Origin of the sequence: Paraburkholderia aromaticivorans, from assembly GCF_002278075.1 — a bacterium.
Classification (GTDB): domain Bacteria; phylum Pseudomonadota; class Gammaproteobacteria; order Burkholderiales; family Burkholderiaceae; genus Paraburkholderia; species Paraburkholderia aromaticivorans.
In genome coordinates, this window is record NZ_CP022990.1 from 1,368,013 (window position 1) to 1,394,442 (window position 26,430).

At 64.0% G+C, this 26,430-nt stretch carries 22 protein-coding genes; 15 read left to right on the forward strand and 7 right to left on the reverse strand.

Annotated features, from left to right (window positions below):
* Nucleotides 1-50: 50 nt before the first annotated feature.
* A complete protein-coding gene (locus tag CJU94_RS25820) occupies nucleotides 51-803 on the forward strand; it encodes an IclR family transcriptional regulator (RefSeq protein WP_095422795.1) in 753 nt (250 codons plus the stop codon).
* 40 nt (nucleotides 804-843) lie between these two features.
* Here the strand turns inward: CJU94_RS25820 and pdxR are convergent, their stop codons facing one another.
* Nucleotides 844-2,370 carry a MocR-like pyridoxine biosynthesis transcription factor PdxR gene (gene pdxR / locus CJU94_RS25825; protein ID WP_095421478.1) on the reverse strand — a complete coding sequence of 509 codons (1,527 nt, stop codon included), beginning with the start codon at nucleotides 2,368-2,370 and terminating at the stop codon, nucleotides 844-846.
* Between the two features lie 309 nt (nucleotides 2,371-2,679).
* On the opposite strand from pdxR, the gene tauA reads away from it, so the two are divergent.
* From tauA to CJU94_RS25860, 7 genes are all read left to right on the forward strand, one after another.
* The gene (tauA, locus tag CJU94_RS25830; protein ID WP_095421479.1) at nucleotides 2,680-3,738 is read left to right on the forward strand and encodes a taurine ABC transporter substrate-binding protein; all 1,059 of its coding nucleotides are present in this window, start codon (nucleotides 2,680-2,682) and stop codon (nucleotides 3,736-3,738) included.
* A 32-nt stretch (nucleotides 3,739-3,770) separates the two neighbouring features.
* A complete protein-coding gene (locus CJU94_RS25835) occupies nucleotides 3,771-4,586 on the forward strand; it encodes a taurine ABC transporter ATP-binding protein (protein ID WP_095421480.1) in 816 nt (271 codons plus the stop codon).
* Nucleotides 4,579-5,499 carry an ABC transporter permease subunit gene (locus tag CJU94_RS25840; protein WP_095421481.1) on the forward strand — a complete coding sequence of 307 codons (921 nt, stop codon included), beginning with the start codon at nucleotides 4,579-4,581 and terminating at the stop codon, nucleotides 5,497-5,499. Before CJU94_RS25835 ends, CJU94_RS25840 begins: the two co-directional genes overlap by 8 nt.
* A 277-nt stretch (nucleotides 5,500-5,776) precedes the next feature.
* Complete coding sequence (gene phnY, locus CJU94_RS25845; RefSeq protein WP_095421482.1) at nucleotides 5,777-7,183, forward strand: phosphonoacetaldehyde dehydrogenase; 1,407 nt, start codon at nucleotides 5,777-5,779, stop codon at nucleotides 7,181-7,183.
* A gap of 199 nt (nucleotides 7,184-7,382) precedes the next feature.
* Nucleotides 7,383-9,215, forward strand: coding sequence for a sulfoacetaldehyde acetyltransferase (gene xsc, locus CJU94_RS25850; protein WP_208645410.1), 1,833 nt, complete (start codon nucleotides 7,383-7,385; stop codon nucleotides 9,213-9,215).
* 143 nt (nucleotides 9,216-9,358) lie between these two features.
* Nucleotides 9,359-10,396, forward strand: coding sequence for a phosphate acetyltransferase (pta, locus tag CJU94_RS25855; protein ID WP_095421483.1), 1,038 nt, complete (start codon nucleotides 9,359-9,361; stop codon nucleotides 10,394-10,396).
* Nucleotides 10,393-11,154: a sulfite exporter TauE/SafE family protein gene (locus CJU94_RS25860; protein ID WP_095421484.1), complete on the forward strand. Its 762-nt coding sequence runs from the start codon at nucleotides 10,393-10,395 to the stop codon at nucleotides 11,152-11,154. The genes pta and CJU94_RS25860 overlap by 4 nt, the downstream gene beginning before the upstream one ends.
* A 21-nt stretch (nucleotides 11,155-11,175) precedes the next feature.
* Here CJU94_RS25860 and CJU94_RS25865 read toward each other — a convergent pair whose 3' ends face one another.
* From CJU94_RS25865 to CJU94_RS25885, 5 genes are all read right to left on the reverse strand, one after another.
* Complete coding sequence (locus CJU94_RS25865; RefSeq protein WP_095421485.1) at nucleotides 11,176-12,900, reverse strand: cobaltochelatase CobT-related protein; 1,725 nt, start codon at nucleotides 12,898-12,900, stop codon at nucleotides 11,176-11,178.
* Complete coding sequence (locus CJU94_RS25870; protein WP_244221087.1) at nucleotides 12,897-13,853, reverse strand: AAA family ATPase; 957 nt, start codon at nucleotides 13,851-13,853, stop codon at nucleotides 12,897-12,899. Before CJU94_RS25870 ends, CJU94_RS25865 begins: the two co-directional genes overlap by 4 nt.
* Before the next feature lie 144 nt (nucleotides 13,854-13,997).
* Nucleotides 13,998-15,428, reverse strand: coding sequence for an amino acid permease (locus CJU94_RS25875; protein ID WP_095421487.1), 1,431 nt, complete (start codon nucleotides 15,426-15,428; stop codon nucleotides 13,998-14,000).
* Nucleotides 15,429-15,644: 216 nt separating this feature from the next.
* Complete coding sequence (locus CJU94_RS25880) at nucleotides 15,645-17,060, reverse strand: NAD(P)/FAD-dependent oxidoreductase (RefSeq protein WP_244221078.1); 1,416 nt, start codon at nucleotides 17,058-17,060, stop codon at nucleotides 15,645-15,647.
* Nucleotides 17,061-17,073: 13 nt separating this feature from the next.
* A complete protein-coding gene (locus CJU94_RS25885; protein WP_095421488.1) occupies nucleotides 17,074-17,484 on the reverse strand; it encodes a nuclear transport factor 2 family protein in 411 nt (136 codons plus the stop codon).
* 356 nt (nucleotides 17,485-17,840) lie between these two features.
* Here CJU94_RS25885 and CJU94_RS25890 point away from each other — a divergent pair, with 356 nt between their 5' ends.
* Genes CJU94_RS25890 through CJU94_RS25905 form a run of 4 tightly spaced genes read left to right on the forward strand, consistent with a single transcriptional unit; the run spans nucleotide 17,841 to nucleotide 22,068 of the window.
* Complete coding sequence (locus CJU94_RS25890; RefSeq protein WP_095422798.1) at nucleotides 17,841-18,050, forward strand: DUF3311 domain-containing protein; 210 nt, start codon at nucleotides 17,841-17,843, stop codon at nucleotides 18,048-18,050.
* Between the two features lie 12 nt (nucleotides 18,051-18,062).
* Nucleotides 18,063-19,448 carry a sodium:solute symporter family protein gene (locus tag CJU94_RS25895; protein ID WP_095421489.1) on the forward strand — a complete coding sequence of 462 codons (1,386 nt, stop codon included), beginning with the start codon at nucleotides 18,063-18,065 and terminating at the stop codon, nucleotides 19,446-19,448.
* Between the two features lie 32 nt (nucleotides 19,449-19,480).
* Nucleotides 19,481-21,142 (forward strand): amidohydrolase, encoded by a 1,662-nt coding sequence (locus tag CJU94_RS25900; protein ID WP_095421490.1) that lies wholly within the window; start codon nucleotides 19,481-19,483, stop codon nucleotides 21,140-21,142.
* A complete protein-coding gene (locus CJU94_RS25905) occupies nucleotides 21,139-22,068 on the forward strand; it encodes a CobW family GTP-binding protein (protein ID WP_095421491.1) in 930 nt (309 codons plus the stop codon). Before CJU94_RS25900 ends, CJU94_RS25905 begins: the two co-directional genes overlap by 4 nt.
* Before the next feature lie 30 nt (nucleotides 22,069-22,098).
* On the opposite strand, the gene CJU94_RS25910 is transcribed toward CJU94_RS25905, so the two are convergent.
* A complete protein-coding gene (locus tag CJU94_RS25910; RefSeq protein WP_208645422.1) occupies nucleotides 22,099-22,920 on the reverse strand; it encodes a LysR substrate-binding domain-containing protein in 822 nt (273 codons plus the stop codon).
* Between the two features lie 125 nt (nucleotides 22,921-23,045).
* On the opposite strand from CJU94_RS25910, the gene CJU94_RS25915 reads away from it, so the two are divergent.
* The 3 genes from CJU94_RS25915 to CJU94_RS25925 all read left to right on the forward strand — a co-directional run bounded on the left by CJU94_RS25915 (nucleotide 23,046) and on the right by CJU94_RS25925 (nucleotide 26,345).
* Nucleotides 23,046-23,897: an alpha/beta fold hydrolase gene (locus CJU94_RS25915; RefSeq protein ID WP_095421492.1), complete on the forward strand. Its 852-nt coding sequence runs from the start codon at nucleotides 23,046-23,048 to the stop codon at nucleotides 23,895-23,897.
* Nucleotides 23,898-24,144: 247 nt separating this feature from the next.
* Nucleotides 24,145-25,140 (forward strand): AraC family transcriptional regulator, encoded by a 996-nt coding sequence (locus tag CJU94_RS25920; RefSeq protein ID WP_095421493.1) that lies wholly within the window; start codon nucleotides 24,145-24,147, stop codon nucleotides 25,138-25,140.
* A 146-nt stretch (nucleotides 25,141-25,286) separates the two neighbouring features.
* Entirely contained in the window at nucleotides 25,287-26,345 is a 1,059-nt protein-coding gene (locus CJU94_RS25925) for an ABC transporter substrate-binding protein (protein ID WP_095421494.1), read from the forward strand.
* Nucleotides 26,346-26,430: the final 85 nt, after the last annotated feature.

Consider the following 26,430-nt stretch of genomic DNA (forward strand, 5'->3'; position numbering starts at 1 on the left):
CCAAAGCGGAGTTGTACAATGGCGCCGATCCATTTTCCGGAACGGCAGGCATGACCAAAGCGGATACTCCGACGCTGCGCGCGTTTGCGTTGCTCGAACACCTCGTCAATTCGGACGGCCCGGTGTCGCTCGCCGATATCGCGCAAGACGTCGCGCTGCCCAAGGCGTCGCTGCATCGCATGCTTGCTTCGCTGGAGGCGGGCGGGCTCGTGATCCGTGAGCCCGGCCAGAAGAACGCGTATGTGATCGGGCCGCGCCTCGCGCAACTCGCGTTAGGGGTGGTGATGCATTCCGGCGCGCGGCGCCTGCGTCATGCGATTCTCGCGCGTCTGGTGGCCGATCTCGGCGAGACCTGCAATCTCACCATGCTGCATGAAACCGAGGTGCTCTATCTCGACCGGATGGAAGCGCCATGGCCGTTGCGCCTCGATCTCAAACCCGGCTCGCACGTCCCCGCGCATTGCAGCGCGAGCGGCAAACTGCTGCTGGCCATGCTGCCGCGCGAACAGCGCTCGGCACTCGTGCGCGCGCTGAAACTCGAACGCTTCACGCCGAACACCATCACGGACCCGGAGCTGCTCGAAGCGGAACTGGACCGGACCGCGCACAAGCGCATTGCGATCGATAACGAAGAGTTTCTCGCCGGCATCGTATGCGTGGCGGCGCCGGTGGTAGACGAGAACGGCACCTGCATCGCGGCGGTCGCCGTGCATGCGCCGGTCTCGCGCGCGCCGCTGTCTCGCGCGCTCGAATTCGTGCCGCGTCTTCAGGAAGCCGCGCGGGAACTCGCAGCCACCTTCTGACGCGAGCGCCCCTGCCTGTCTTACCCGGCGCGGCGCGGGCTCACGGCCCGGGCTTCTGCTTGCGCACGAGTTCGGCCAGCAGGCGCACGCCCGCGTCGATCTTGTCGAGCTTGATCGCCGAGAAGCCCATCCGGAAACAGTGGTTCTGCTCCAGTCCGTTCATGAAGAACACGCTGCCCAGTTCGATCAGGATGCCGTGCTGTTCGGCGTCGGCGCCCAGACGCACGGCATCGAGCCAGGGCGGCCCTTCCACCCAGCAGGAAGCGCCGCCCGTAACCGGGATGTAGCGCGCTTGCGGCATGTACTTGTCCAGCGCCGCCATCAGCGCCAGCGCGCGTTCGCGGTAGGCGTGGGCCAGCCTGCGCAGTAACGCGTCGTGATGACCGAGCGCGAGAAACGTCGCGAACGCACGCTGGATGTACGCCGCCGGATGCCGCACCATCAGACGGCGCAGCGCGCGCAACTCTTGCACCAGTTCGCGCGGACCCACGATATACCCGAGCCGCAAACCGGGCGCGAAGGTCTTCGACAGACTGCCGATGTAGATCACGCGGTCAGCCTTGTCCAGACTCTTGAGCGCCGGGTGCGGCAGGCCCGAGAAGTTGTTTTCGCTTTCGTAGTCGTCCTCGATCAGCACGAAATCGTGCTCCTGCGCGAGTTCGAGCAACGCATGCCGGCGATCGATCGGCATGGTGGCCGTGGTCGGGCACTGGTGGCTCGGCGTCACGTAGACGTAATCGCATTGGGCGAACAGATGCGCGTCCTCGACGGGCCGCACGCCGCCCTCGTCAACCGGCAACGGCACCAGTTGCGCGTTGCGGTTCTCGAAGATATTGCGGGCGTCCGGATAGCCGGGGTTCTCGAAGCCTACCGTAGTGCGCTCGCGCGCCAGCAGATCGGCAACCAGATACAACGCCTGCTGACAGCCGATCGTGATGACGATCTCGTCCGGCATCGCAAACACGCCGCGCCGCGGCAGCACGCGCGTGCGGATTTGCTGGATCAGCGTGTCGTCGTCGCGGCCGATCAGATCCGGCGCCCAGTTGCGGATCTCCATCACCGAGAGCGCCTTCATGCAGCATTCGCGCCAGTCGTTGGTCGGGAACAGCGACTGGTCGAACTGCCCGTAGATAAATGGATATTCGTAGTCCTGCCAGTTGCCCGGCTTGACGATATTGCGCTGCTCGGACGGCCGCCGTTGCACACGCTGCGCCCAATCGGGCCGCGCGGGCGCCGCATCGTGCTCGCGGGCGGGGACCGTCTGCGTCGGCCTGAAGCCGTGCCGTCCCTCCAGCATGGCCGGATTGACGAAGTGCCCGCTGCGCTCGCGCGAAATCAGATAGCCCTCCTCCACGAGTTGCTGGTACGCCAGCACGACCGTATTTCTCGCGACGCTCAGCTGATCGGCCAGTTCCCGGCTGGACGGCAGCGCGGTTTGCGGCGGCAGTTGGCCGTCCAGAATCGCGGCCACCAGCATCTGGCGAATCTGGCCTTGCAGGCTCATGTTCGAGTCGCTCGGACGCTGAAAACGCTGCGTCCAAAGGGCCGTCGCTGTACGGCTAGACATGCATCCTCCTCAAAGTGAAAAGACCGCGCCGGCCAGCGCGGCGCGGGGCGAGACAGCCGCCTGCCGCGATAGCGGCTCGTGGCGCGGGCCGGCCAGTGCGGCTCCGGGCGGTCCCTGAGCGATCCCTGAGCGGACCTCGAGCGGACCTCGAGCGCCGATGTGGACTCAACGATCGGCGCCGTCTGGCACTAACTTGCTCTATTTTTTACTGACGATACTCGACTCACCCCGTCCAAGGCGATCGGGACAAGCACCGGTCGTGGCCCCACGACTTCCATGCTCCACAGACAGCCACTTGTGAGACCTATTATGAAACGCCATAAAAACCCGACATCACGGCCGTGGTTCCAATGGACGGCGCACTGCGTCCTGGCGCTGGCTTTCGCGGCTACGGCGGCCCTCGTGGCCACGCCCGGTCACGCAGAAGACAAGGAAATCACGATCGCCTATCAGCAGATCGTCGATCCGTGGGTGGTCGGCATCGCGAACGGGTCCATCGAGAAGGCCACCGGCTACAAGATCAACTGGCGGCAATTCGAATCGGGGGCGAAAGTCGCGACCGCGTTGGCGTCGGGCGACGTCAAGGTCGGCGTGATCGGTTCCAGTCCGCTTGCCGCCGCCGTGAGTCAAGGCCTCGATCTGCAGCTCTTCTGGATACTCGACAACATCAACCAGGCCGAAGCGATGGTGGTGCGCAACGGCTCCGGCGTGACGAAGCCCGCGGACCTGAAAGGCAAGACCATCGGCGTGCCGTTCGTGTCTACCACCCACTATCACACCATGTTCGCGCTGCAGCACTGGGGCATCAATCCGTCTGACCTGAAGATTCTCAACATGCAGCCCAATCAGATCGTCGCGGCCTGGTCGCGCGGCGACATCGACGCCGCCTACGTGTGGGATCCGGCGCTCGCCGAACTGAAAAAGAGCGGCAAGGTGCTGATCACGTCCGGCGATCTCTCGAAACTCGGCAAGCCGACCTTCGACGGCATTGCGGTCGATCGCAAATGGGGCGAGGATCACAAGGACTTCATGGCCAGACTCGTCAAGGCCATCGCCGAAGCCGACCAGCAATACCGCAGCAATCCATCGCAATGGAATGCGGCCTCGCCGCAGGCCGCGGCCATCGCGAAGATGATCGGCGGCTCGCCGGCGGACGTGCCGGCGTCGCTGTCGCTCTATGCATTCCCCACGCTCGGCGAGCAGGCGTCCGCCCAATGGCTGGGCGGCGGTACGGCGAGCCGCGCCGCGCTCGCGCTGAAGGACACTTCGGAGTTCCTGAAGAGCCAGAAGCAGATCGGCGCTGTCTTGCCCGACTACTCGAAATTCGTCACGCCGGCCTATGCCGAAGCCGCCGCGAAACTCAAATGACGTAACCGTGATCCAGTGGATCGGGAGGCAAGATGGAAAACATGACTGTCAGGAACGTGAGCGTGGTGTTTCCGGGGCGCCGTCCCGGCCAGACCGTGCAGGCGCTCGACGATATCAACCTGACGATCCGCTCAGGTGACTTCGTGGTCGCGCTCGGCGCGTCCGGATGCGGCAAGACCACGCTGTTGTCGCTCATGGCCGGCTTCATCGCGCCGAGCCGGGGCGAGTTGCTGCTCGGCGGCGAACCCATTGCAGGGCCGGGCGCGGACCGAGGCGTGGTGTTCCAGAAACACGCGCTTTTGCCGTGGCTCAACGTGATCGACAACGCGGAATTCGGTCTCAAACTGCAAGGCGTGCCGCGCGCGCAGCGGCGTGACATTGCCGTGCGCAACCTGGCGCTCGTCGGCTTGCAGGATTTCCACAAGCACATGATCTATCAACTCTCGGGCGGGATGCAGCAGCGTGTCGGCATTGCCCGCGCGCTCACCTGCGATCCGGCGATGCTGCTGATGGACGAGCCGATGGCCGCACTCGACGCGCTCACCCGCGAAACGATTCAGGAACTGCTGCTCGATGTCTGGAAGAAGACCAACAAGATGTTTTTCTTTATCACGCACAGCGTGGAGGAAGCGCTGTTTTTGGCAAGCCGCCTGATCGTGATGTCACCGCGTCCCGGCCGTATCACCCATACCTACGATCTGGACTTCAATCGCCGTTTTCTCGAAACGCGCGACGCACGGGCGATCAAATCGAGTCCCGATTTCATCGCGATGCGCGAGCGCGTCCTCAACATCATCTACGGCGACGAGAAGATGCACGCCGCCGAGGCCGGAGTCGCTCATGTTTAGTTCAAAATCCGCGCATGCCATTTTGCACGGCGAGGCCGCCCCCATGGAGACGAACACCCCGGTCCGGCCACCCCGCAGCCCCCGACGCGGGCCACGTATCCTCGCGAAGAAACCCGCCCGGCCCGGCGACACGTTCGGCGTGCCGGGGCAAGGCAGCAGCGTCGTCACGAGCCTCATCACCGTGGCCGCGTTCATCGGACTGTGGTTCGCGGCCACCAACCTGCACTGGATCAAGCCGCTGTTTCTGCCGTCGCCGCAGGCCGTCTACGCGAAGTTCATCTTTGTCGCCACGGAAGGCTTTGCCAACTCCACGCTAGCGCAGCACACGGGGATCAGCCTGTTGCGGGTCTTCGGCGCATTCCTGCTCGCCTGCCTGACCGCGATACCCGTCGGGGTGATGATGGGCGTGTCGCGCTTCGCACGCGGCGCATTCGATCCGCCGATCGAGTTCTACCGGCCGCTGCCGCCACTCGCCTATTTGCCGCTCATCATCATCTGGTTCGGCATCGGCGAATTTTCGAAGGTGTTGCTGATATACCTCGCCATTTTCGCGCCGCTCGCCATTGCGGCCCGTGCCGGCGTGCGTTCGGTTTCGATCGAGCAGATTCACGCCGCGTATTCGATGGGCGCCTCACGCACGCAGGTCGTGCTGTACGTGATCCTGAAATCGGCGATGCCGGAGATCTTTACCGGCATGAGAATCGGCATCGGCGTCGGCTGGACCACGCTGGTGGCCGCCGAAATGGTCGCATCGACCAGCGGCCTCGGCTTCATGGTGCTCAACGCGGCGGAATTTCTGGCCAGCGATGTCGTGATCATGGGGATCATCGTGATCGGCTTCTTCGCGCTCTGCTTCGATTTGCTGATGCGTTATATCGAGCGGGTGCTGGTGCCCTGGAAAGGGAAGGTCTGACGCCGCGTCGCCGTGCTGCACGGACAAGGGCCTTCGGGCCCTTTGTTTTTTTGCCCTTTCTTTTTCGGGCCTTTCTTTTTTTGGCCTTTTCGTCGCATCGCGACACGGCGCTGGACTCAGCGACTCCTCCAGGCTGGCTCTACCCCGCTGCCGCGCCCAACGGCAATATCGGTCGCAACGGTAAGACTTTTACCTTCCACGAGCGTCGATTCAATCAGGGGGACATGTGAACGCCATCGTCAAACCAGCAACGCCTGTTGGGGTTCGGCACGAGGCCATGCGTATCGGCGGTGAAAAAATCACGCGCACGGAAGTCATTGAAGTGTTCAACCCCTATACGCGCGAACTGGTCGGCACCGTTCCCAAAGCCACGGTGGACGACGTGCGCCACGCTTTCGACTATGCCCGCGCCTATCGCGCCAGCCTCACGCGCTATGAGCGCGCGCAGATCCTGCGGCGCGCGGCGGAGATCGTGCGCGAGCGGACCGGTGAAATCGCCGATCTGATCACCGCCGAATCCGGGCTCTGCAAGAAAGATTCGCTATACGAAGCAGGCCGTGTCAGCGACGTATTGCTGTTCGGCGCCAATGAGGCGCTGAAGGACGACGGCCAGATCTTCTCCTGCGATCTCACGCCGCATGGCAAACCGCGCCGCGTCTATACGCAGCGTGACCCGCTGCTCGGCGTGATCTGCGCGATCACACCGTTCAATCATCCGATGAACCAGGTCGCGCACAAGATCGTGCCTTCTATTGCCACCAATAACCGGATCGTCGTCAAGCCGTCCGAGAAGGTGCCGCTGTCCACCTGTCTGCTCGCCGACATTCTCTATAGCGCCGGCCTGCCGCCACAGATGCTTCAAGTGGTGACGGGCGAGCCGAAAGACATTGCCGACGAACTCATCACGAACCGCCACGTCGACCTCATCACGTTCACGGGCGGGGTGGCCATCGGCAAAACCATCGCGAACAAGATGGGCTACCGGCGCGCGGTGCTCGAACTGGGCGGCAACGACCCGATCATCGTGATGGAAGACGCGGACCTCGACGAGGCCAGCACGCTGGCCGTTTCCGGCTCGTACAAGAACTCGGGGCAGCGCTGCACCGCCATCAAGCGGATGCTCGTGCATGAAGCGGTGGCGGAGCGCTTCGTCGAATTGCTGGTGGAGAAGAGCCGCGCAATCCGCTACGGCGATCCGACCGATCCCGATACCGACATGGGCACCGTGATCGACGAGGAGGCCGCGAAGTTCTTCGAAGCCCAGGTCAACGACGCCGTCGGTCGAGGCGCGAAACTGCTGCTCGGCAACGTGCGCCGCGGCGCGCTCTATTCGCCGACCGTGGTCGATCGCGTCACGCCGGACATGCCGCTCGTGCGATATGAAACGTTTGGCCCGGTTTCGCCGGTGATCCGCTTCCGCGATATCGACGAAGCGATCCGTATTTCCAACTCGTCGGACTACGGACTGTCCTCTTCCGTCTGCACGAACCGGCTCGACTACATCACGCGGTTTATCGCCGAGTTGCAGGTGGGCAGCGTGAACGTGCGCGAAGTGCCGGGCTACCGGCTCGAACTGACGCCGTTCGGCGGCATCAAGGATTCGGGGCTCGGCTACAAGGAAGGCGTTCAGGAAGCGATCAAGAGCTTCACCAACGTGAAAACGTACTCGTTGCCGTGGCTGTGACGGCGCCGTGGGAGGCCGTCTGACGCCGCAGTCGGAGCCGAAACGGCCTGCGCACTGCATGCATCACTCTTTTTTTGATACAAAACGTTCCATTTATTTGAATTTAGGTTGACTCACTGAATCGCCTGCCCTACATTTTAGACACCAAGCATTTTTCGGTATTTTTTGTTCCACTTATTTCGAGAATCGGAGACACCCCATGAGCGAGCAGAATCCTTCCCCGCGCGACGTCACCGCCGAGAATCGTGTCGACGGCCCGCAGGCCATGACGCCGTCGGAAGCGTTTGTCGAAACCCTGGCGGCCAACGGCGTGACCGATATGTTCGGCATCATGGGCTCCGCGTTCATGGACGCCATGGACATTTTTGCGCCCGCGGGCATCCGCCTGATTCCGGTGGTGCACGAGCAAGGCGCCGGCCACATGGCCGACGGCTACTCGCGCGTATCGGGACGCCACGGCGTGGTGATCGGCCAGAACGGCCCGGGCATCAGCAACTGCGTCACCGCCATCGCGGCCGCCTACTGGGCGCATAGCCCGGTGGTGATCGTCACGCCGGAAGCCGGCACCATGGGTATCGGTTTGGGCGGCTTCCAGGAAGCCAAGCAACTGCCCATGTTCCAGGAGTTCACCAAATACCAGGGCCACGTCACGCATCCGGCCCGCATGGCGGAATTCACGGGGCGCTGCTTCGACCGCGCGATGGCGGAAATGGGGCCGACCCAGCTCAATATCCCGCGCGATTACTTTTACGGTCAGGTCAAAGTGGAAATCCCGCAGCCGCAGCGTCTCGATCGCGGCGCGGGCGGTGAGCAACGTCTGAACGAAGCGGCCGAGCTGCTCGCGCAAGCCAAGTTCCCGGTGATCATTTCCGGCGGCGGCGTGGTGATGGCCGATGCGATCGAAGAATGCAAGGCGCTCGCCGAGCGTCTGAACGCACCGGTGGTCAACAGCTACCTGCACAACGATTCGTTCCCGGCCAACCATCCGCTGTGGTGCGGCCCGCTCGGCTATCAAGGCTCGAAGGCCGCGATGAAGCTGCTCTCGCGTGCCGATGTCGTAATCGCGCTCGGCTCGCGTCTCGGACCGTTCGGCACGCTGCCGCAGCACGGCCTGGACTACTGGCCGACCAACGCGAAGATCATTCAGATCGATGCCGACCACAAGATGCTTGGCCTTGTGAAGAAAATCTCGGTGGGCATCTGCGGCGATGCGAAGGCCGCCGCCGTCGCGCTGACCGAGCGCCTCGCCGGACGCAAGATTGCCTGCGACGCTACGCGCGAAGAGCGCGGCGCTCAGATCGCGGCTGAAAAAGCGGCCTGGGAGAAGGAGCTCGACGAGTGGACGCACGAACGCGACGCCTACAGCCTCGACATGATCGAGGAACAGAAGCATGAACGCACGCCCGGCGGCGGCGCCTATCTTCATCCGCGCCAGGTGCTGCGCGAACTGGAAAAAGCCATGCCGGAAGACGTGATGGTGTCGACCGACATCGGCAACATCAACTCGGTGGCCAACAGCTATCTGCGCTTTAACAAGCCGCGCAGCTTCTTCGCGGCGATGAGCTGGGGCAATTGCGGCTACGCGTTTCCGACCATCATCGGCGCCAAGGTCGCGGCGCCGCACCGCCCGGCCGTTTCGTATGCGGGTGACGGCGCATGGGGCATGAGCCTGATGGAAACCATGACCTGCGTACGCCACAACATTCCGGTGACGGCGGTGGTGTTCCATAACCGCCAGTGGGGCGCTGAGAAGAAGAACCAGGTGGACTTCTACAATCGCCGCTTCGTGGCGGGCGAGCTCGATAACCAGAGCTTCGCGGAGATTGCCCGCGCGATGGGCGCCGAGGGCATCGTGGTGGATCGCCTGGAAGATGTCGGCCCCGCGCTCAAGCGCGCGATCGACGCGCAGATGAACCGCGGCAAGACCACCATCATCGAGATCATGTGCACTCGTGAACTGGGCGATCCGTTCCGCCGGGACGCGCTCTCCAAGCCCGTGCGCATGCTCGACAAGTACAAGGACTACGTCTGAGCGTGTCAGGCGACGGCGGCCTCCGTGCTCAGGTGAACGGAGCCCGCCGCGCTCACAGGCCGGAAACAGAGTGCGCCGGCGCGGGCGCTCTGTCTCCGGCTGCTTCGTTGCGAGTCTTGCTATCTCCTCAATCGGCCACTGCCATGAAAGCCATCAATCGCATCATTGAACAAGCGCGCCGTTCGCCGATGCGCATCGTGCTGAGCGAGGCCGAAGATCCACGCGTGTTGCAGGCGGCCCAGCGCGCGAGCCGCGAAGGCATTGCCCGGATTCTGCTCGCGGGCGACGCTGCGCGCATCCGCGAGGCCGCGGCCCGTTTCGACGTCGATCTGTCCGGTATGGAACTGGTGGACCCCGCCGCGTCGGCGCTCGCACCGTCCTATGCCGACGAACTATTCGCACTGCGCGGCAAGAAAGGCATGACGCTAGAACAGGCGCAGCGCGAAATCCTCAACCCGCTCTGCTTCGCGAACCTGATGGTGCGTCTCGGCCACGCTGACGGTTCCGTGTCCGGCGCCGTCAACACCACCGCCGACGTCGTGCGCACCGCGATCCAGATCATCGGCATCGCGCCTTCGTTCAAGCTCGTGTCGAGCTTCTTTCTGATGATGCTGTGCGAGCCGTTCCACACGCTCAAGGGCGGCCTGATTTTTTCCGACTGCGCACTCGTGGTGGAACCGGATGCAGGCCAACTCGCGGAGATTGCAATCGCTGCCGCGGACAGCGCAAAAAGCCTGCTGATGGACGAACCGCGCGTGGCGATGCTGTCGTTTTCGACCAGCGGCAGCGCCCACCATGCGGCCGTCGACAAAGTGGTCAACGCGACACACATCGTGCAGGAACGCCGCCCGCATCTCGCGATCGACGGCGACGTGCAACTCGACGCGGCGATCGTCTCCGAAATCGCGCTGCGCAAGGTCAAGCACTCGCAGGTGGAAGGCCACGCCAACGTGCTGGTGTTTCCGAGTCTCGAGGCCGGCAACATCGGCTACAAGCTGGCCGAGCGGATCGGCGGCGCGAAGGCGATCGGCCCCTTGCTGCAGGGCTTGCGCAAGCCCGCCAACGACCTGTCGCGCGGCTGCAGCGCCGACGACATCTACTACGTGACGGCCGTCACCGCGGTTCAGGCGCAAGCCGCGCTCACTGTTCCCACCGCGCTCCTCACACCGTCTCATTCATGATCGTTCAGAAGTTGCTGCCTCTCCTCGCATTGATGGGTGTGGCGAGCTATTTTCAAACCATTACGGGCTTCGGCCTGAGCATGATCGTCATCGGCGCGGCCAGCGGCCTCGAACTGGCGCCGGTGACCAGTCTCGCCGCCTTGCTCAGCCTCGTGACACTCGCCAATAGCGCGACCGCCTTGCCCGGCAAATTCCATCACATCGACTGGCGCGCGGTAGGGGCCGCCACGCTCGGCGTGCTGCCCTCCGTGGTGGTGGGCGTGCTGGTCCTGAATCTGCTAAGCCATGCGGCGTCCAGCGTGTTGCAACTGCTGCTCGGCGCCGTGGTGCTGTACGGCGGCCTGAGCGCGGCGCTGCGTCCGGCCCCGCTCGCGTGCCGCTCGGGCGATCGCAGTTTTTTCGTCAGCGGCCTGTTCGGCGGCCTGCTGAGCGGCATGTTCGGCGTATCCGGGCCGCCGTTGATTTTTCAGTTCTATCGTCAGCCGCTCTCGCTCATGCAGATCCGCTACGCGCTGATTCTGATTTTCACGGTGACCTCGATCACCCGCACGCTGTTCAGCGCATACCAGGGCCAACTGGACGCCGATCTCTGGATGCAGGCCGCGTTCGCGGTCCCGGTCGTCGCGCTCATGACGATGGTGGCCCGCCAGTATCCGCCGCCGCTGTCGGGGGTGATGACGCGCCGCATCGCGTACGCGATTCTGGTGGTGATCGGCGCTTCGTTGATCCTGCATGCGTTGCGGCAGTTGGTCCGCTGACGCGCGAGCTTGACAGCCACGCTACCGGCGCGCGCCGATCCATCCGACGAGTTCGCCGAACAGCGCCATGTCAGGCGGCGTGGACAGATCGACCGCAAGACAACGGCGGTAATACGGACTCAGATCGAGTCCGACGCCGAGCCCGAGCAATTCGACGTCGCGCGCGGCTTCGTTGCGCGCCACCACTTGCTTCAGGTGATTGTCGAGATAGTAGGGGTCGTTGACCTGGGCGGTCGCGCTGTCCATCGGACTGCCATCCGAGATCACGACGAGAATGCGCCGCGCCTCGGCGCGCGCACGCAGCCGCGCGCAGGCCCAGTCGACCGCTTCGCCGTCCACCCCCTCGCGGAACAGATCGGCCTTGAACAACGCGGCAATGTCGGCGCGAGCGCGCCGCCAGCTTGTCGCGGCATCCTTGAAGACGAGGTGAGCGATTTCGTTGAGCCTGCCCGGATGATGCGGCCGGCCGCCGGCCAGCCAGTCGAGCCGGGCGCGGCCGCCGTTCCATGCGCCGGTCGAGAAACCCAGCACCTCGCTTGCGACACCGGCCTGATCGAGCGCGCGCGTGAGCACGTCGACCAGCATCGCCACCGGCTCGATATACGTTCGCATGGACCCCGAACAATCGATGAGAAAGCTCACCACGCAATCCGCCAGCGGCTTGTGCCGTTCGAGCACGAACAGACGCCGCTCGGCCGGCGAACTGACCAGTTGCGCGAGACGCCGGCCGTCGATACGGCCCTGCTCTTCACCGAACGACCAGCCATCGCGCTGCGGCACCGCGAGCGCCGCCTTCAGCGCATACGCGAGCCGCGGCACGTTGATGCGCTGCGCGGCGATCCGCTTGTCGAGCTGGTCGCGATACTCGGCGAGCAGTTCGCTCCGGATCCGCGAACCCGGCACCAGCTCGCGGTCGTAGCGCGTGGTGTATGCCAGGTAGCGATGCCCGGCGTCGCGCAGAACACGGCTGTCGCCGGTGGCCGCGAGACCCATGTCGACCTGCTCGCCTTCGTCGGTATCGAACCAGAGGGCGAACATGGCGCGCACGGCTTCGTCGTCTTCCGGCGCCGGCTCGTCTTCTTCGACAGACTGCGCACGGGCGTCACGCATCATCTGGCTGACGAGACGAAGCAGTTCGAGCGCATGAACCGCGAACCTCTCCTGGTCCAACCGATGCCGCCGCAGCGCCGCGAGCGGCACGCCCAGCGTCGGAGCGATTGCGGCGCGGGTGGCTTCAATCAAACCTTCCGTCTCTTCCAGCACGGGCCAGCCCGACAGGCGTGACCAGACGATCTGGGCCACCGTGAAAAACAGAATGCCCAGGTGCCCGTCGGTCAAGCCGGCACGATGGAAAGCGCGCGACCAGGTTTCGAAGCGATGACGCAGATTCTGCGCGAGCCCCGGCATGCTGGCGGGCGCGAGCGCTTCGCAACGCAGTTGCTCGAACAGCTCGAACAGGAGCCGCTCGACCGGCCCGGCGGGACACAAGCTCGCGTGGAGAATCGCATCGGAATGGGTGAGGCGCAACGCGGCGCCGTCCGCCGCGCCGCGCAACGAAACCAGATCGTCCACCTGCGGGTCCGTACGCAGATGCGGCGCATGAAGCGGTAATGGACGCAGGCCACGGCATAGACGGCCGGCGCGGTAATGCAACGCGGCATCCCCGGTCAACGCCCGCACCGTCGCCGCGCACAGGTTCTGACGCTGCTCCGCGCGGCGGGTGGCTTGCCGCCGCGCGGCGGTCATTGCGCCACCGTCGAGCGCGCCTCGCGCTCGGCCGCGCTTTCCAGTTCGGTATCGAAGCAGCGCTGGAAATACTCGGCCACGATGGGCCGTTCGGCCTCGTCGCATTTGTTGACGAAGGTCAGGCGAAACGCCATGGCCGGATCGCGGAAAATCTGGCAATTCTCCGCCCAGTCGATCACCGTGCGCGGCGACATCAGCGTGGACAGATCGCCGGTGGCGAAGCCTTTGCGCGTCAGTTCCGCGACGCTGATCATCGACTCGATGAGCGCGCGGCCGGCCTCGTCGGCGAGCTCCGGCACGCGTGCCAGCACGATGCCGGCCTCCTCGGCGCGCGGCAGGTAGTTGAGCGTGGCCACGACGTTCCAACGGTCCATCTGCGCGTGATTCAGCAACTGCGTGCCGTGGTACATCCCATTCAGATTACCGAGGCCGACCGTATTGGTCGTAGCGAACAGCCGGAAATAAGGATGCGGATGAATCACGCGATTCTGATCGAGCAGCGTGAATTTGCCGTCGCGCTCGAGAATGCGCTGGATCACGAACATCACGTCGGGACGGCCCGCGTCGTATTCGTCGAAGATCAGCGCCATGGGCCGTTGCAACGCCCAGGGCACGATGCCTTCCTGAAACTCCGTGACCTGCAGGTCGTCGCGCACGATGATGGCGTCTTTCCCCACCAGGTCGAGACGGCTGATATGCCCGTCCAGATTCACGCGCACGCACGGCCAGTTGAGCCGGGCCGCAACCTGTTCGATGTGAGTCGATTTGCCCGTGCCGTGCAGGCCCTGCACCATCACGCGGCGCTCGCGCATGAAGCCGGCGAGAATCGCCAGCGTCACTTCAGGATTGAAGCGGTATGCCTCGTCGACTTCCGGAACGTGGTCATCGCGTTCGCTGAAGGCCGGCACCATCAAGCCTGAATCGATGCCAAACAGCGTGCGCACCGGGACCATCCGGTCCGGTTTGCCTGTCACGATATCGGTCACTATGGTCTCCTCCGCACTTCGCCACGACGGTGGCCGACGCCCGGTCAGGCAGCGCGGCCTCGCCGGTCCATCATACGCACTTTCTTTTTTCGATACAAATCATCTCGTTTTTTATCGATGATGGTGCCGGTACTCGACCGTTTCCGGCTCGCCGAAAATGGCGTCGCTCCTGCGGCCTCGCAGCGGATAAGCGAGCAGCAGCACGCCCAGGCTCGCGACCCCGAACCATAGCGGCTGACGTTGCTCCGGAATGAAGGCCATCGCAACCAGAATGCCGACCATGCCGATGATCGCGACCCACGTGAGGTACGGGTAGCACCACATCCTCACCCGCAGCGTCTGCGGCGCATCCCGCTCGATGCGGGCGCGCAGCTTTAGTTGCGAGATCGCAATCAGCACATAGACGAAAATCGCCACCGTGCCGTACGAATTCACCAGAAACGCGAACACCGTATCCGGCGAGACATACGACATCACGACCGACGCATAGCCGAATACGGTGCCGATCAGAATTGCACGCACCGGCACGCCACGGCGGTTGACCCTGGCGAGCGCGGCGGGCGCGTCGCCGTGGCGCGTCAACGCGAAAATCATTCGCGACGCCGCGTAGAGTCCCGAATTGAGCGCCGACAGCACCGCCGTGAGCACGATGGCGTTCATGACGCTGGCCGCGGCCGGAATACCCATTGCGTCGAGCGCGCTCACATAGGGCGTCGCCATCTTCGGCGAGTTCCACGGCACGAGTGCAACGACGAGCAGGATCGAGCCGACATAAAAAACCAGCACGCGCGTGATCACCGAATTGGTTGCTTTGGCGACCGCCTTCGCAGGCTCCTGCGCCTCGGCCGCCGCGATGGTGACGATTTCCGCTCCGAAGTAAAAGCCCGTGGCGGCGACCGCGCCGCTCAGTACCGGTCCGATTCCTTTGGGCATCAGGCCGCCGTGCGAGAGCAGCGTCGGCAGCACCTCCGTGACATGCTTCGACGCGGGCCACAGTCCCAGCACATACATGCCGCCGAGAAACAGAAACACCATGATCGCCGCGACCTTGATCGATGCGAACCAGAACTCGAATTCACCGTAACTGCCGACCGAGACCAGGTTGGTTGCGGTGAGCGTCACGAGCAAGACGAGACTGATCGCCCACGCGGGGACATCGGGCAACCAGAACTGCACGAGTTTCGCCCCCGCGACCGCCTCCACCGCGACGACGATGACCCAGAAGTACCAGTACATCCAGCCGGTCAAAAAGCCGGCCAGATTGCCGGAGGCGCGCTTGCCGCCGAACGCCAGCCGCGCGTATTCATAGAAGGAGCCGACGGCCGGCATCGCGCAGGCCATTTCACCGAGCATCCGCATGACCAGCACGACCAGCGCGCCGGTGATCAGAAACGACAATACCGCCGCGGGGCCGGCCTGCTGCACGACCACCCCGCTGCCCACGAAGAGCCCCGCGCCGATCACGCCGCCGAGGGCGATCATCGTCATGTGGCGCTGCTTGAGGCCCGCCTTCAATTCCGTTGTTTCTGTAGATCGCTGCATGTCACCTCCACGTTCCGTCATCCGATCGCGAGCCGGGCCGGTCTGCCTGCGCAGCCGCCCGGGCCCGACGTCTTCAATACTGGATGGGGCGAGGACGCTTCGGCGTCTCGCCGGATGATTTGTGATGAAGCACCGCGCGCCGCTGGCGCACGGTGCAAGTGTGCACCGTTTGCCCCATGCGGGCGGCAAGATTCGAACCGCGCGCGACACGGCGGGTCAGGGTTTCTCGTCGCGGCGGAAATAGAGTTGATACAGCATCCGCTGGCCGATCCGCCGGAACGGCGCGAACGGATGTCCGGGCAAAGGCGACGTGAAGATCGGCAAGGTCTGCTTCGCGCCCTTTCCCGCAATGCGTTCGGCGAGCCGCCGGCCGGCCTGCTGCGAATACGACACACCGTTGCCGCCATAGCCGAGCGCGTAGTACACCGTCTGCATGGGATCCGGCTGATACACGCGCGGCATCATGTCGTGGCTGACGTCCACCCAGCCCCACCATGAATAATCGATCGTGACGCCGCGCAAGGCCGGAAACTTGCGGACCATGCCTTCCACCAGCAGATCGTAGTGGCGCGAATTCGGCGCATCGGCGCCGGTGATCGCGGAACGGCTGCCGATCTGCAAACGGTTGTCCGGCAGGAAACGATAGTAGAAGCGCAACGTGCGCGTATCCGTGAGCACCTGGGTCGTGCGAAAGTTGCACGCGGCGATTTCCTGCTTCGTGAGCGGGCGCGTGACCATCGAATTCGACAGGATCGGCATGACGCGGCTGCGCAGCGAAGGGTGCAGCGTTTGCGCCGTGTACGCGCCGGTCGCAATGCCGACCGCCCGCGCGCGCACGGTGCCGCCGGGCGTACGCAAATGATGCACGCCGTTGATGGTTTCCCAGCCGAGCACGGGGCTCGCCGGATGCACCCTGGCGCCTGCTTCACGGGCAAGTCGCAGATAGCCGAAGGCGAGCTTCAACGCATGAATGCCGATGCCCTCCGGCTCGTGAAGCGCGCCGGCCGCTTCCGCGTCGTTGACGTACTCGCGCTGGAGGGTGCGCTTGTCGATCAGTTCGGACGGGTAGCCGAACACGTCCTTCCAGACTTTGGCCTCGGCTGCGAGCTTCTGCATGATGCGCGGGCGGTGCGCAATCAGAAAATGGCCGCCCGGTTGCGGATCGCAATCGATCTCCGCGATCAGCGACTTGAAGTTATCGAACCCTTCCTGAATCTCGTCGTGCATTTTCAATGCGACGTCTTTACCCCAGCGCTCGATCCATTGGGAACGCGACAGCCGGCCCGAGGCGTTCTGACCTTGCCCGCCGTTGCGGCTGCTGCAACCCCAGCTCGTCTTGTTGGCTTCCAGCACGACCGCCTTGATGCCGTGCTCCCGCGCGAGACAAAGCGCGGTAGCGAGCCCGGTATAGCCGCCGCCGATAATCGCCACATCCACGTCGACGTCCGCGGTGATCGGGCCGTCGTCTTCGGGCGGCGTGCCCGCGGTCGCGACCCAGTAGGTCGGCGCGTATTGCTTGCCCCAGCCAGGGCCTGGCGACACCAGCGGGTCGTACGCCGGATCGTAGCGCGTATCGTCATCGCGGCGGGACGGCATGCCTTGCGCGACGCGTTCGATTTCACTGTGCTCCATGTGAAGCTCCCGGTCAGCGTGCGAGGTTCTGCTTCGGACGTTCCTTGCGGAAAGCCCGCTTCACCGCGATGAGGCCGTCGCGAAACTCGAACAGGTCGCAACCTTCCGCCTCGATACGCCAGCCCTCCGCGTGCGTTCCCGTGAATACCCACTCGGACACGCCCCGTTCGCCGCTCACGTAGTGGCGGCCCTTGCCCCAATGTGCATCGGGAAAGGTCTTGAACACCGCTTCGAATGCCGCGCGCGTGGCCTCGCGGCCAACAAAGCGCGTACCGAAGACTTCCGGACCGCCTGCCGCATCGAATACGCAATCTTCCGTCATGAAGGTCATCAACGCGTTAGCGTCATGACGATTGAACGCGTCGGAAAACGCGGCCAGCGTGTCGGCCGTGACGTGCTGCAGTGGGGTCTGTGTTTGTGCCATTGCTCTCTCCTCCTGGATGACTTTCGATAAGGCATGAGACGCCGCCATCGGCTGGCGATCCGTGAGGAAATTGTAGGCAGGGGGTGTGTCCGGCCGGTAGGTCCAGTGCCGTGCTTTCGCCTGGTGCAGCACGTGGAAATACGGATCATGAACCGGGCCGCGGCGCGGGTGGCGCGCGCTTTGCGGCGTCTGCTGAATTGGACTCATCGACTCCTGAGAACTGGCTCTATGGTTCAGTTTTTTTGTTCGGCAACACTGCGAGTACCGGCCGTTACTTACACCGATTGCCTGTCCTTGCGCGACTGCCAGAGTTGATGGCCGCGCGCGCCCATGACTTCACGCTGCGAGGAATCGAGGTGCTCAAACTGTTTATCGGACTCGGCATTCCCTATCTGGGCGTGATCGGCCTGCTGCCTTGGGTGGCTTCCGTCGACCGCTTCGTGCTGGGCGTGCCGTTCATCTACGCGTGGATCTTCGCGTGGTTCATCCTCACCTCCGGCTGCCTGATGATCTGCTGGCGCGTGTTCGACAGCCAGCACGACGAGTCCCACCCGCAAAACCGCTAAAGGAGTGTCCGGATGGCCACCGCAGTCTTTCTCGGCTTCCTCGCTTTCTCGCTTTACCTCGCGATCCGTTCGAAGAAGGGTCGCGGTCCGCAAAGCGTGCATGATTTCTTCGTGGCGTCGCGGCAGTTCGGCGCCTACCTCGTCTTCTTTCTCGCCGCCGGGGAGATCTACAGCATCGGCACGATGGTCGGCTTTCCGGGCGGCATCTATGCAAAAGGGCCGACCTACGGCGTCTGGTTTCTCGGTTACATTCTGCTCGCCTATCCCGTGGGCTATTTCATCGGCCCGAAGATCTGGCAAGCCGGCAAGCGCTATAACGCGATCACGCTGCCCGATCTGTTCAAGGGCCACTTTCAGAGCCGCTCGCTCGAACTGATCGTCGCGGGCTCCGCGATCGTCTTTCTGTTGCCGTGGGGCCAGTTGCAGTTCACCGGACTCGTCGCCGCGTTGAACGGTCTCGGCTGGAACTTCAAACCGCTCTATCTGATCCTGATCTCGGCGCTGCTCGCGTTCACCTATATCGCCATCGCGGGCGTGCGCGCATCGGCTTATATCGCCGTGCTGAAGGATATCCTGATGGTCGTCGCGATCGTCGTGACCGGCGTGGCCGTGTCGATGGAAGTGGGTGTCACCGATGTGTTTCATGCAGCCAGCCTGCATGTGAGCAACCAGATGAATCCGCACCAGCTGACCTTTTCGATGAGCACCATGCTGTTCCAGTCGCTCGGCTTCTACGTCATGCCGTTCGCGGTGCAAAACTTCTTCACCGCCAAAAGCGCCAACACGATCCGCCGTACTCAGGTCGCGATGCCGCTTTACATGCTGATGTATCCGTTTCTCGTGGTCGCGTCGTACTATGCGATCAGTCAGAACCTGCATCTCGCCTCGCCCAACGAGGCGTTCTTCGCGGCCGCGATCCGGCTGTTGCCGGGCTGGCTGCTCGGCCTGGTCGCCGCCGGCGCGTCGCTGTCGGGCTTGCTCGTGCTGGCCGGCATCTGCCTCGCGATCGGCCCCATCGTCACACGCAATCTCTTGCCTGGCATGCCGGAGGCCCGTCAGAAGACCAGCGCGAAAGTGGTGATCGTGCTGTACCTGCTGGTGTCGATCGTGATGACGCTGCTCACCCCGAACCTGATGCTCACTCTGATCAACACCACGTATTACGGCGTGACGCAATTCTTCCCCGGCGTGATGGTCGTTCTGTTCGGACTGCGCGTGCGGCCGGCCGCCATCGCGTCCGGCATGTTGACCGGACAGGTGCTGGCGATCATTCTCTACGTGCTGCAGATCGATCTCGGCGGCTTCAATCTGGGACTGCTCTGCCTCGGCGTGAACCTGCTGGTACTCACCGCCGTGAATCTCACCGCAAAACCGAGCCGTGCGCACGCGCTGAGCTGAAACCGAGTTGAACGAACTTCAATCACCACCTTATGACCCGACGAGAAGAGCGGCACCCGGCGACACAAGTGTTCGTTGCGAAGAAAATCGTGACGATGAATCCCATGCAGCCGTATGCCACGCATGTGGCGATTCGTGACGGCAAGATCCTGTCGGTGGGCGGCGCCGACGACGTAAAGCAATGGGGCGACGCTGACATCGTCGATACCTTCGCGGATAAGGTATTGATGCCCGGCTTCGTCGAAGGCCATTGCCATCTGATGGAAGGCGCGATGTGGGACGCCGTCTATGTCGGCTACTACGACCGCCGCGGTCCCGACGGCCGGCGCTGGCCCGGTCTGACGACGCTGGACGCCGTGATCGAGCGCCTGCGGGCCGCTCAGGCCGAAATGACATCGCCCGACGCCCCGTTGCTCGCCTGGGGCTTCGATCCCATCTTCTTCGGCACCACCCGTCTGAGCGTGCGGGAACTGGACACGGTGTCGGCCGAACGGCCCATCGTGATCCTGCATGCGAGCGTCCATCTGATGAACGTCAATTCGGCGATGTTGTCGCTCGCGGGCATCGACGCGGAAACGGATATAGACGGGATCGACAAGGACGAAAGCGGGCAGCCGACCGGCGAGCTGCAGGAGTTCGCGGCGATGTTCCCGGTCTACCGCGTGATCGGCGCCGGCCTTTCGATCGCCGCGAGCGAAAGCGCGAAGGCCATCTGGAATTTCGGCCGGGTTGCGCAACTCGCCGGCGTCACGACCGCTACCGATCTGGTCAACGACTTCTCCGAACTGGGCAATCGCAACCTGCGCGACGTCACCGGGCATGAAGCGTTTCCGGTGCGGATCGTGCCCGCGTTCGCACCCCAACGCAGTCCTGAAGGCGGCGCTCAACAGGTGCTCGCCGCGATGCAAACCGCGACGCCGAAGCTGCATTTCGGCCCCGTCAAGTTCATCGTCGACGGGTCGATCCAGGGGTTCACGGCGCGCCTGAAATGGCCCGGCTATCTGAACGGCAAGCCCAATGGGCTATGGCTGATTCCGCCGAGCCAGTTCGTCGAGGTGTTCACGCCGTTTCACGAGGCAGGCCTGCAACTTCACGTGCACACCAACGGCAACGAGGCGACCGAACTCGTGCTCGATGCGTTCGAGCGGCTTCTCGCGCGCCATCCGCGCCGCGATCATCGCCATACGCTGCAGCACTGCCAGATGGCCGACGCGAGCCAACTCGCGCGAGCAAAGAGCCTCGGCCTGTGCATCAATTTCTTCTCGAACCATATCTACTACTGGGGCGATGCGCACTATACGCAAACCATGGGTGCGGACCGCGCGAATCGCATGAACGCAGTGGAATCCGCGCGCCGCCTGGGCATTCCGTTCGCTTTTCATTCCGACGCCCCCATCACGCCGCTCAATCCGCTCTTCACCGCGTGGTGCGCGTCGCAGCGCGAAACCGCGTCGGGCCGCGTGCTCGGTGAGAACGAACGCGTGCCGGTTGCCGACGCATTGCGCGCCATCACGCTCGGCGCTGCGTACACGCTGAAAATGGACCATCTGGTGGGCAGTATCGAAGTCGGCAAATTCGCGGACTTCGCGGTGCTCGCGCAAGATCCGGCCGAAGTCGCGCCGCAGTGTTTGAAGGACCTGGAAGTGTGGGGCACGGTGCTCGGCGGCCGGGTCTTCCAGGCGCCGGCCGGATGAGTGCGATTCCGCTCGTCGTCATCGGCGGCTATCTCGGCGCCGGCAAGACGACCCTGCTCAACCATGTCCTGAGCCACGCCGGATCGCGGCGCATCACCGTGCTCGTCAACGACTTCGGCTCGATCAATATCGATGCATCGCTGATTCGCCAGCGCACCGACGACGTGATCAACCTGGAGAACGGCTGCGTCTGCTGTTCGATCGGCGGCCGGCTGGTCGAGGCGCTGCTCGCCGTGAGTGCGCGCCCCGATGCGCCGGATCTGCTGATCATCGAGGCGAGCGGCGTGTCCGACCCGGTGCGCATCGCGCAGATCGGCTTGCTGGATCGCGCGTTTCGGCTCGACGGCATCGTGGTGCTCGTGGACGCGGAGCGTGTCGAGTCAACGCTGGCCGATCCCTATGTCGGCGACATTGCGCGGCGGCAGATCGAAGGCGCTAGCGCCATCGTGCTGAACAAGATGGACCTGTTCAGCGAACCGTCGCGCGAAGCGCTCGTCGCGCGCGTCGAAGCGCTGGCGCGCAGCCGGATCATCGTGCAGGCGACGCATGCGGCCGCGCCGCTCGATCTGATCTTCGACAGGCATGTGATGCCCGCGCGCGATACCGGCGCACTAACGCCGTCCGTCTCTCACACGCCGCGCGAGCTCGGCAGCTTTTCGATCGCCACCGACGCACGGCTGAGCCGCAAGAAACTCAAGGAAGCGCTGCAAAGCGTCTCGGCAAAACTGTTGCGCGCAAAGGGTTTTGTCCGGCTGGAGAGCGACGGCGCGTCGCATGAATTGCACGTGGTCGGCAACCGCGTGATGATCAGCGCGTCCTCTGCCCGGAGCGGCGCGCAGTCGCAGATCGTTTTCATCGGCATGTTCGATCGGAACGACGAAGCCCAGGCGAGAGCCGCGCTCAAAGCCGCTGAAATCAGCACGTGACCCGGACCGCGCGGTAAGCCGCCAGAAAACCTAGCGCCTTAACTCCGAGACGATCTTCTCCGCCAGAAAGTCGCACGGCGGGCGCTTCGACGCGGTGCTGCGCGCCAACACCATTTCGAGCGCCTGGATCTCGGGCAATCCATGCGTGCGCCCGAGGAGCGTGAAGTGCGCCGGGACCGCGCATCGCGCGAGCGGGACAATGGCCAGCCCCGCTTCGGCCATCGACAGCAGCCCCAGCAGACTCGGACTCTCGTACGAGGTCCGATAGGGAATCTTCGCCCGCTCGAGGCTCCGAATGGCATTCTCCCGCGCGACGCTGCCCGGCAGAAACACGGCGATCGGCAGCGGCCTTTCGCGCCAGATTTCATCGGCGCTCGGCGCCGCCGCCCATTCCATCGGTTCGAGCCGGATGAACTCGCCGGACAAGCCCTTGACTCGTGTCGCGCACACGAGATCGACCGAACCGTCTTTCACCATCGGCGCCAAGGCGACGCTCGGCAGACCGACCACCTGAATCTCCACCTTCGGATAGGTCGCGGAAAACTTCTTCAGGATCGGCGGCAACAGCGACGACGCGTAGTCGTCCGGCACACCGATACTCACGCGCCCGGTCACGTCCGGCCGCACCACCGCCGCCCAGGCCTCGTCGCGCAATGCGAGCATGCGCCGGGCGTAGGTCAGCAGCACTTCGCCGTCCTGCGTCGGGACCACATTCCTCGGCTTGCGCACGAACAGCGGCTTGCCGAGCGCGGTCTCGAGCGTCTTGATCTGCATGCTCACCGCCGATTGCGAGCGATGCACGACTTCCGCCGCCCGGCTGATGTTGCCGGTGTCGGCGACGGCCACGATCATGGTCATCACGTCCAGGTCGAGCGCTTTCAAAGGTCTGGTATCAGAAAAGTAGATAGATTCGATCAATATTACGCGATTTTCTAAGGTAGCGACATCGGGCATAGTGGCCGCAAAGGAGCCAGTCAATGAACGCCCGTACCGATTTCTCAGTGCTTGCCGTGCCGGAATTGTCGTTTGCGACCATCGCATCCGGCATCTGCGTGCCGTATGTCGAGTGCGGAGAGGGTGAACCGCTCGTGTTCGTGCATGGCTCGCTTTGCGACTATCGCTACTGGAGCGCGCAGACCGCGGCGCTGTCGCAGCATTTCCGTTGCATCTCGGTGAGCCTGAGCCACTACTGGCCGGCAAACGAGGCGTGCATTCAGGGCGAGTTCGGCTGGCAGACGCATGTCGCCGAACTGGCCGAGTTCATCGAGGCAATCGGCCTTGCGCCCGTCCATCTGGTCGGCCATTCGCGCGGCGGCTGCGTGGCGTTCCATGTCGCGCGGGAATATCCGCGGCTCGTGAAGACGCTGACGCTCGCGGACCCGGGCGGCCCGCTGCAGATGGAGGGCATGGCGGACGCGTCGCTGCCGCCCGCGACCAATGTGCTGCGCGCGCGCGTCGCCGAGCTGATCGAGAACCGGGAAATCGACGCCGGGCTGGAGCTTTTCGTCGACTCGGTGAGCGCGCCCGGCTCGTGGCGCAAGAGTCCGGCCGCCTTCCGCACCATGGCGATCGACAATGCGGACACGCTGCCCAAGCAGTTCCGCGATCCCCTGCCCGCCTATTCCCACGAGGTGGCACGCGACGTGAAATGCCGGACCTTGCTGATCGACGGCCAGCGCAGCCCGCGCATGTTTCGCAATAACGTCGAAAAGCTCGCCGAGTGGATCGGCTATGCGGAGCGGCAAACCATCGCCGGCGCGTCGCACGGCATGAATGTCTCGAATGCCGGGGCCTTCAACCGGCTCGTGCACGCGTTCGTAAGCTTCTGATTCCATTGCGGATGTTCGCCGGCGCGAGCCCTCGCGCCGGCCAGCGGCACGTCGCGCGCCTGTGCGTCGTTCTCCCCTGCGGCGTCCCCGTACGGACTTACCCGAATGCAATTAAGTATCAGTTTGCGGCTCGATTTTCAGTGGCGGTATCGCTCCAGCAGGACTAACTTTCTCCCATAGCCCGGTGCAATACGTTGTGCGCGAACGACGCGCGACAAGAACAAGACCGGCTCAGGAGGAAGACAAGATGCACACCGCCCAGGGTGCCGCCGCGCATGCGGACGCCCGCTGCGCCAAAATCGTCCCGCCGGATCTGGAACTGGTCGCCGTGCCGCGCGACGAGTCGTTCAAGGTCTGGTCGCACGGTTATCCCTATCGCACGGTGCGCTGGCACTTCCATCCCGAGTATGAAATTCAGCTGGTCACGTCGACCACGGGCAAATACTTCGTCGGCGACTACATCGGCAACTTCGCGCCCGGCAACCTCGTGATGGTGGGCTCGAATCTGCCGCACAACTGGGTCAGTCATGTGCCGCGCGGCGATCGCGTGGATGAACGCTGTCTGATCCTGCAGTTCGATGTCGCATTCATCGCGCGCGCCATCCAGGCGCTACCTGAACTCAGGCGAGCGGAGCCGCTGCTCGATGCTTCGCGTTGGGGCGTGCTGTTCTCACCGGAAACGGGCGCCGCCGCCGAACCCATCATGCGCGAACTGTTGCGTGCGCAAGGCATGCGGCGTATCACGCTGTTTCTCGCGTTGTTCGACCTGCTCGTGCAAAGCGCAGCGCCCATCAAGCTGGCGAGCGCCGCTTATCGTGCCGACCCGGCACGCTACGCCGAGACGCCCGTCAATCACGTGCTTTCGTATATCGGCAAAAACCTGTCGCAAGCATTACGGGAAGCGGATGTGGCCGAACTCGCCGGACAGAGCGTCAGCGCCTTCTCGCGATTTTTCCGCCGCCACACCGGCGTGTCCTTCGTGCAGTACGTGAACCGGCTGCGCATCAATCTCGCGTGTCAACTATTGATGTCAGGCGAGCTGAATATCACCGATATCTGCTACCAGGTCGGCTTCAACAACCTCTCGAACTTCAACCGTCAGTTCCTGTTGCTCAAAAACATGTCGCCCTCCCGATGGCGGGCTTTTCAGCGACTCAATGCGGCGAGCGCGACTGAATCGTCCGCTGCCGCGGCCGCCTCGCAGGCGTTCGGCGAGCGTATGGTCGGCGCCGGCATCGCGTGATCGATCGCCGCGCCGTCACAGCGCCGCAGCATGACTGGCGCTGATCCGCGCAGCAGCGGAAAACTAACGAACTTCACAAGAAGGCTCACCCAGGCCCAAACACGGCAGCAGTTGCGCCGGAATTTTTCAAAAAACGGAGACATGCGATGACCAGATTTTCGAACCAACTCCTCGGCGCCAGCGCCCTGAGCCTGAGCTTGCTGAGCGGCACGGCCGCATGGGCCGCGCCCAGCGGCACGGTCGCCTTCCTGATGCCCGACCAGGCCTCGACGCGCTACGAACAGCACGACTTCCCCGGCTTCAAGACCGAAATGAGCAAGCTCTGCCCCGACTGCAAGGTGCTCTACCAGAACGCCAATGCCGACGTCGCGACACAGCAGCAGCAGTTCAACTCGGTGATCGCGCAGGGCGCCAAGGTGATCGTGCTCGACCCGGTGGACTCGACGGCCGCGGCATCGCTGGTTCATATGGCGCAAAGCCAGGGCATCAAGGTCATCGCGTACGACCGGCCGGTCCCTTCGACGCCCGCCAACTACTACGTGTCGTTCGACAACGAAGGCATCGGCAAGGCGATCGCGCAGTCGCTCGTCCAGCATCTGAAGGACTCGGGCGTGCCGACCACCAAGGGCGGCGTGCTCGAAGTCAACGGCTCGCCGACCGACGCGGCGGCGGGACTGATCAAGAAGGGCATCCACGCCGGCTTGCAGGGCAGCGGCTACAAGACGCTGGCCGAGTACGACACGCCGGACTGGGCCCCGCCGAAGGCCCAGCAGTGGGTCAGCGGACAGATCACCCGCTTCGGGTCGCAGATCGTCGGTGTGGTGGCCGCCAACGACGGCACGGGCGGCGGAGCCGTCGCCGCGTTCAAGGCAGCCGGCGTCAATCCGGTGCCGCCGGTCACCGGCAACGACGCGACGATCGCGGGGTTGCAGCTGATCATCGCGGGCGACGAATACAACACGATCCTGAAGCCGAGCGAGGTCGTCGCAGCGGCGGCGGCCAAGGTCGCGGTCGGCTTCCTGTCCGGCCAGACGCCGAAGGGTGAAACGACGCTCTTCAACACGCCGACGCAGCTCTTCAAGCCGGCGGTCATCACGGCGAAGAACCTCAAGGCGGAAGTCGTCGACAAGGGGTTCGCGAGCGGCAAGGATCTGTGCACCGACCGCTACGCCGAAGGATGCAAGAAGCTCGGCATCACGTACTGATCCGGCGCACTTCCGGCCCAATTCCGGCGCAGGCCCTGGACGGACCCGGCGCGTGCCGGGTCCCGCAACGCTTTATGAGGTATCC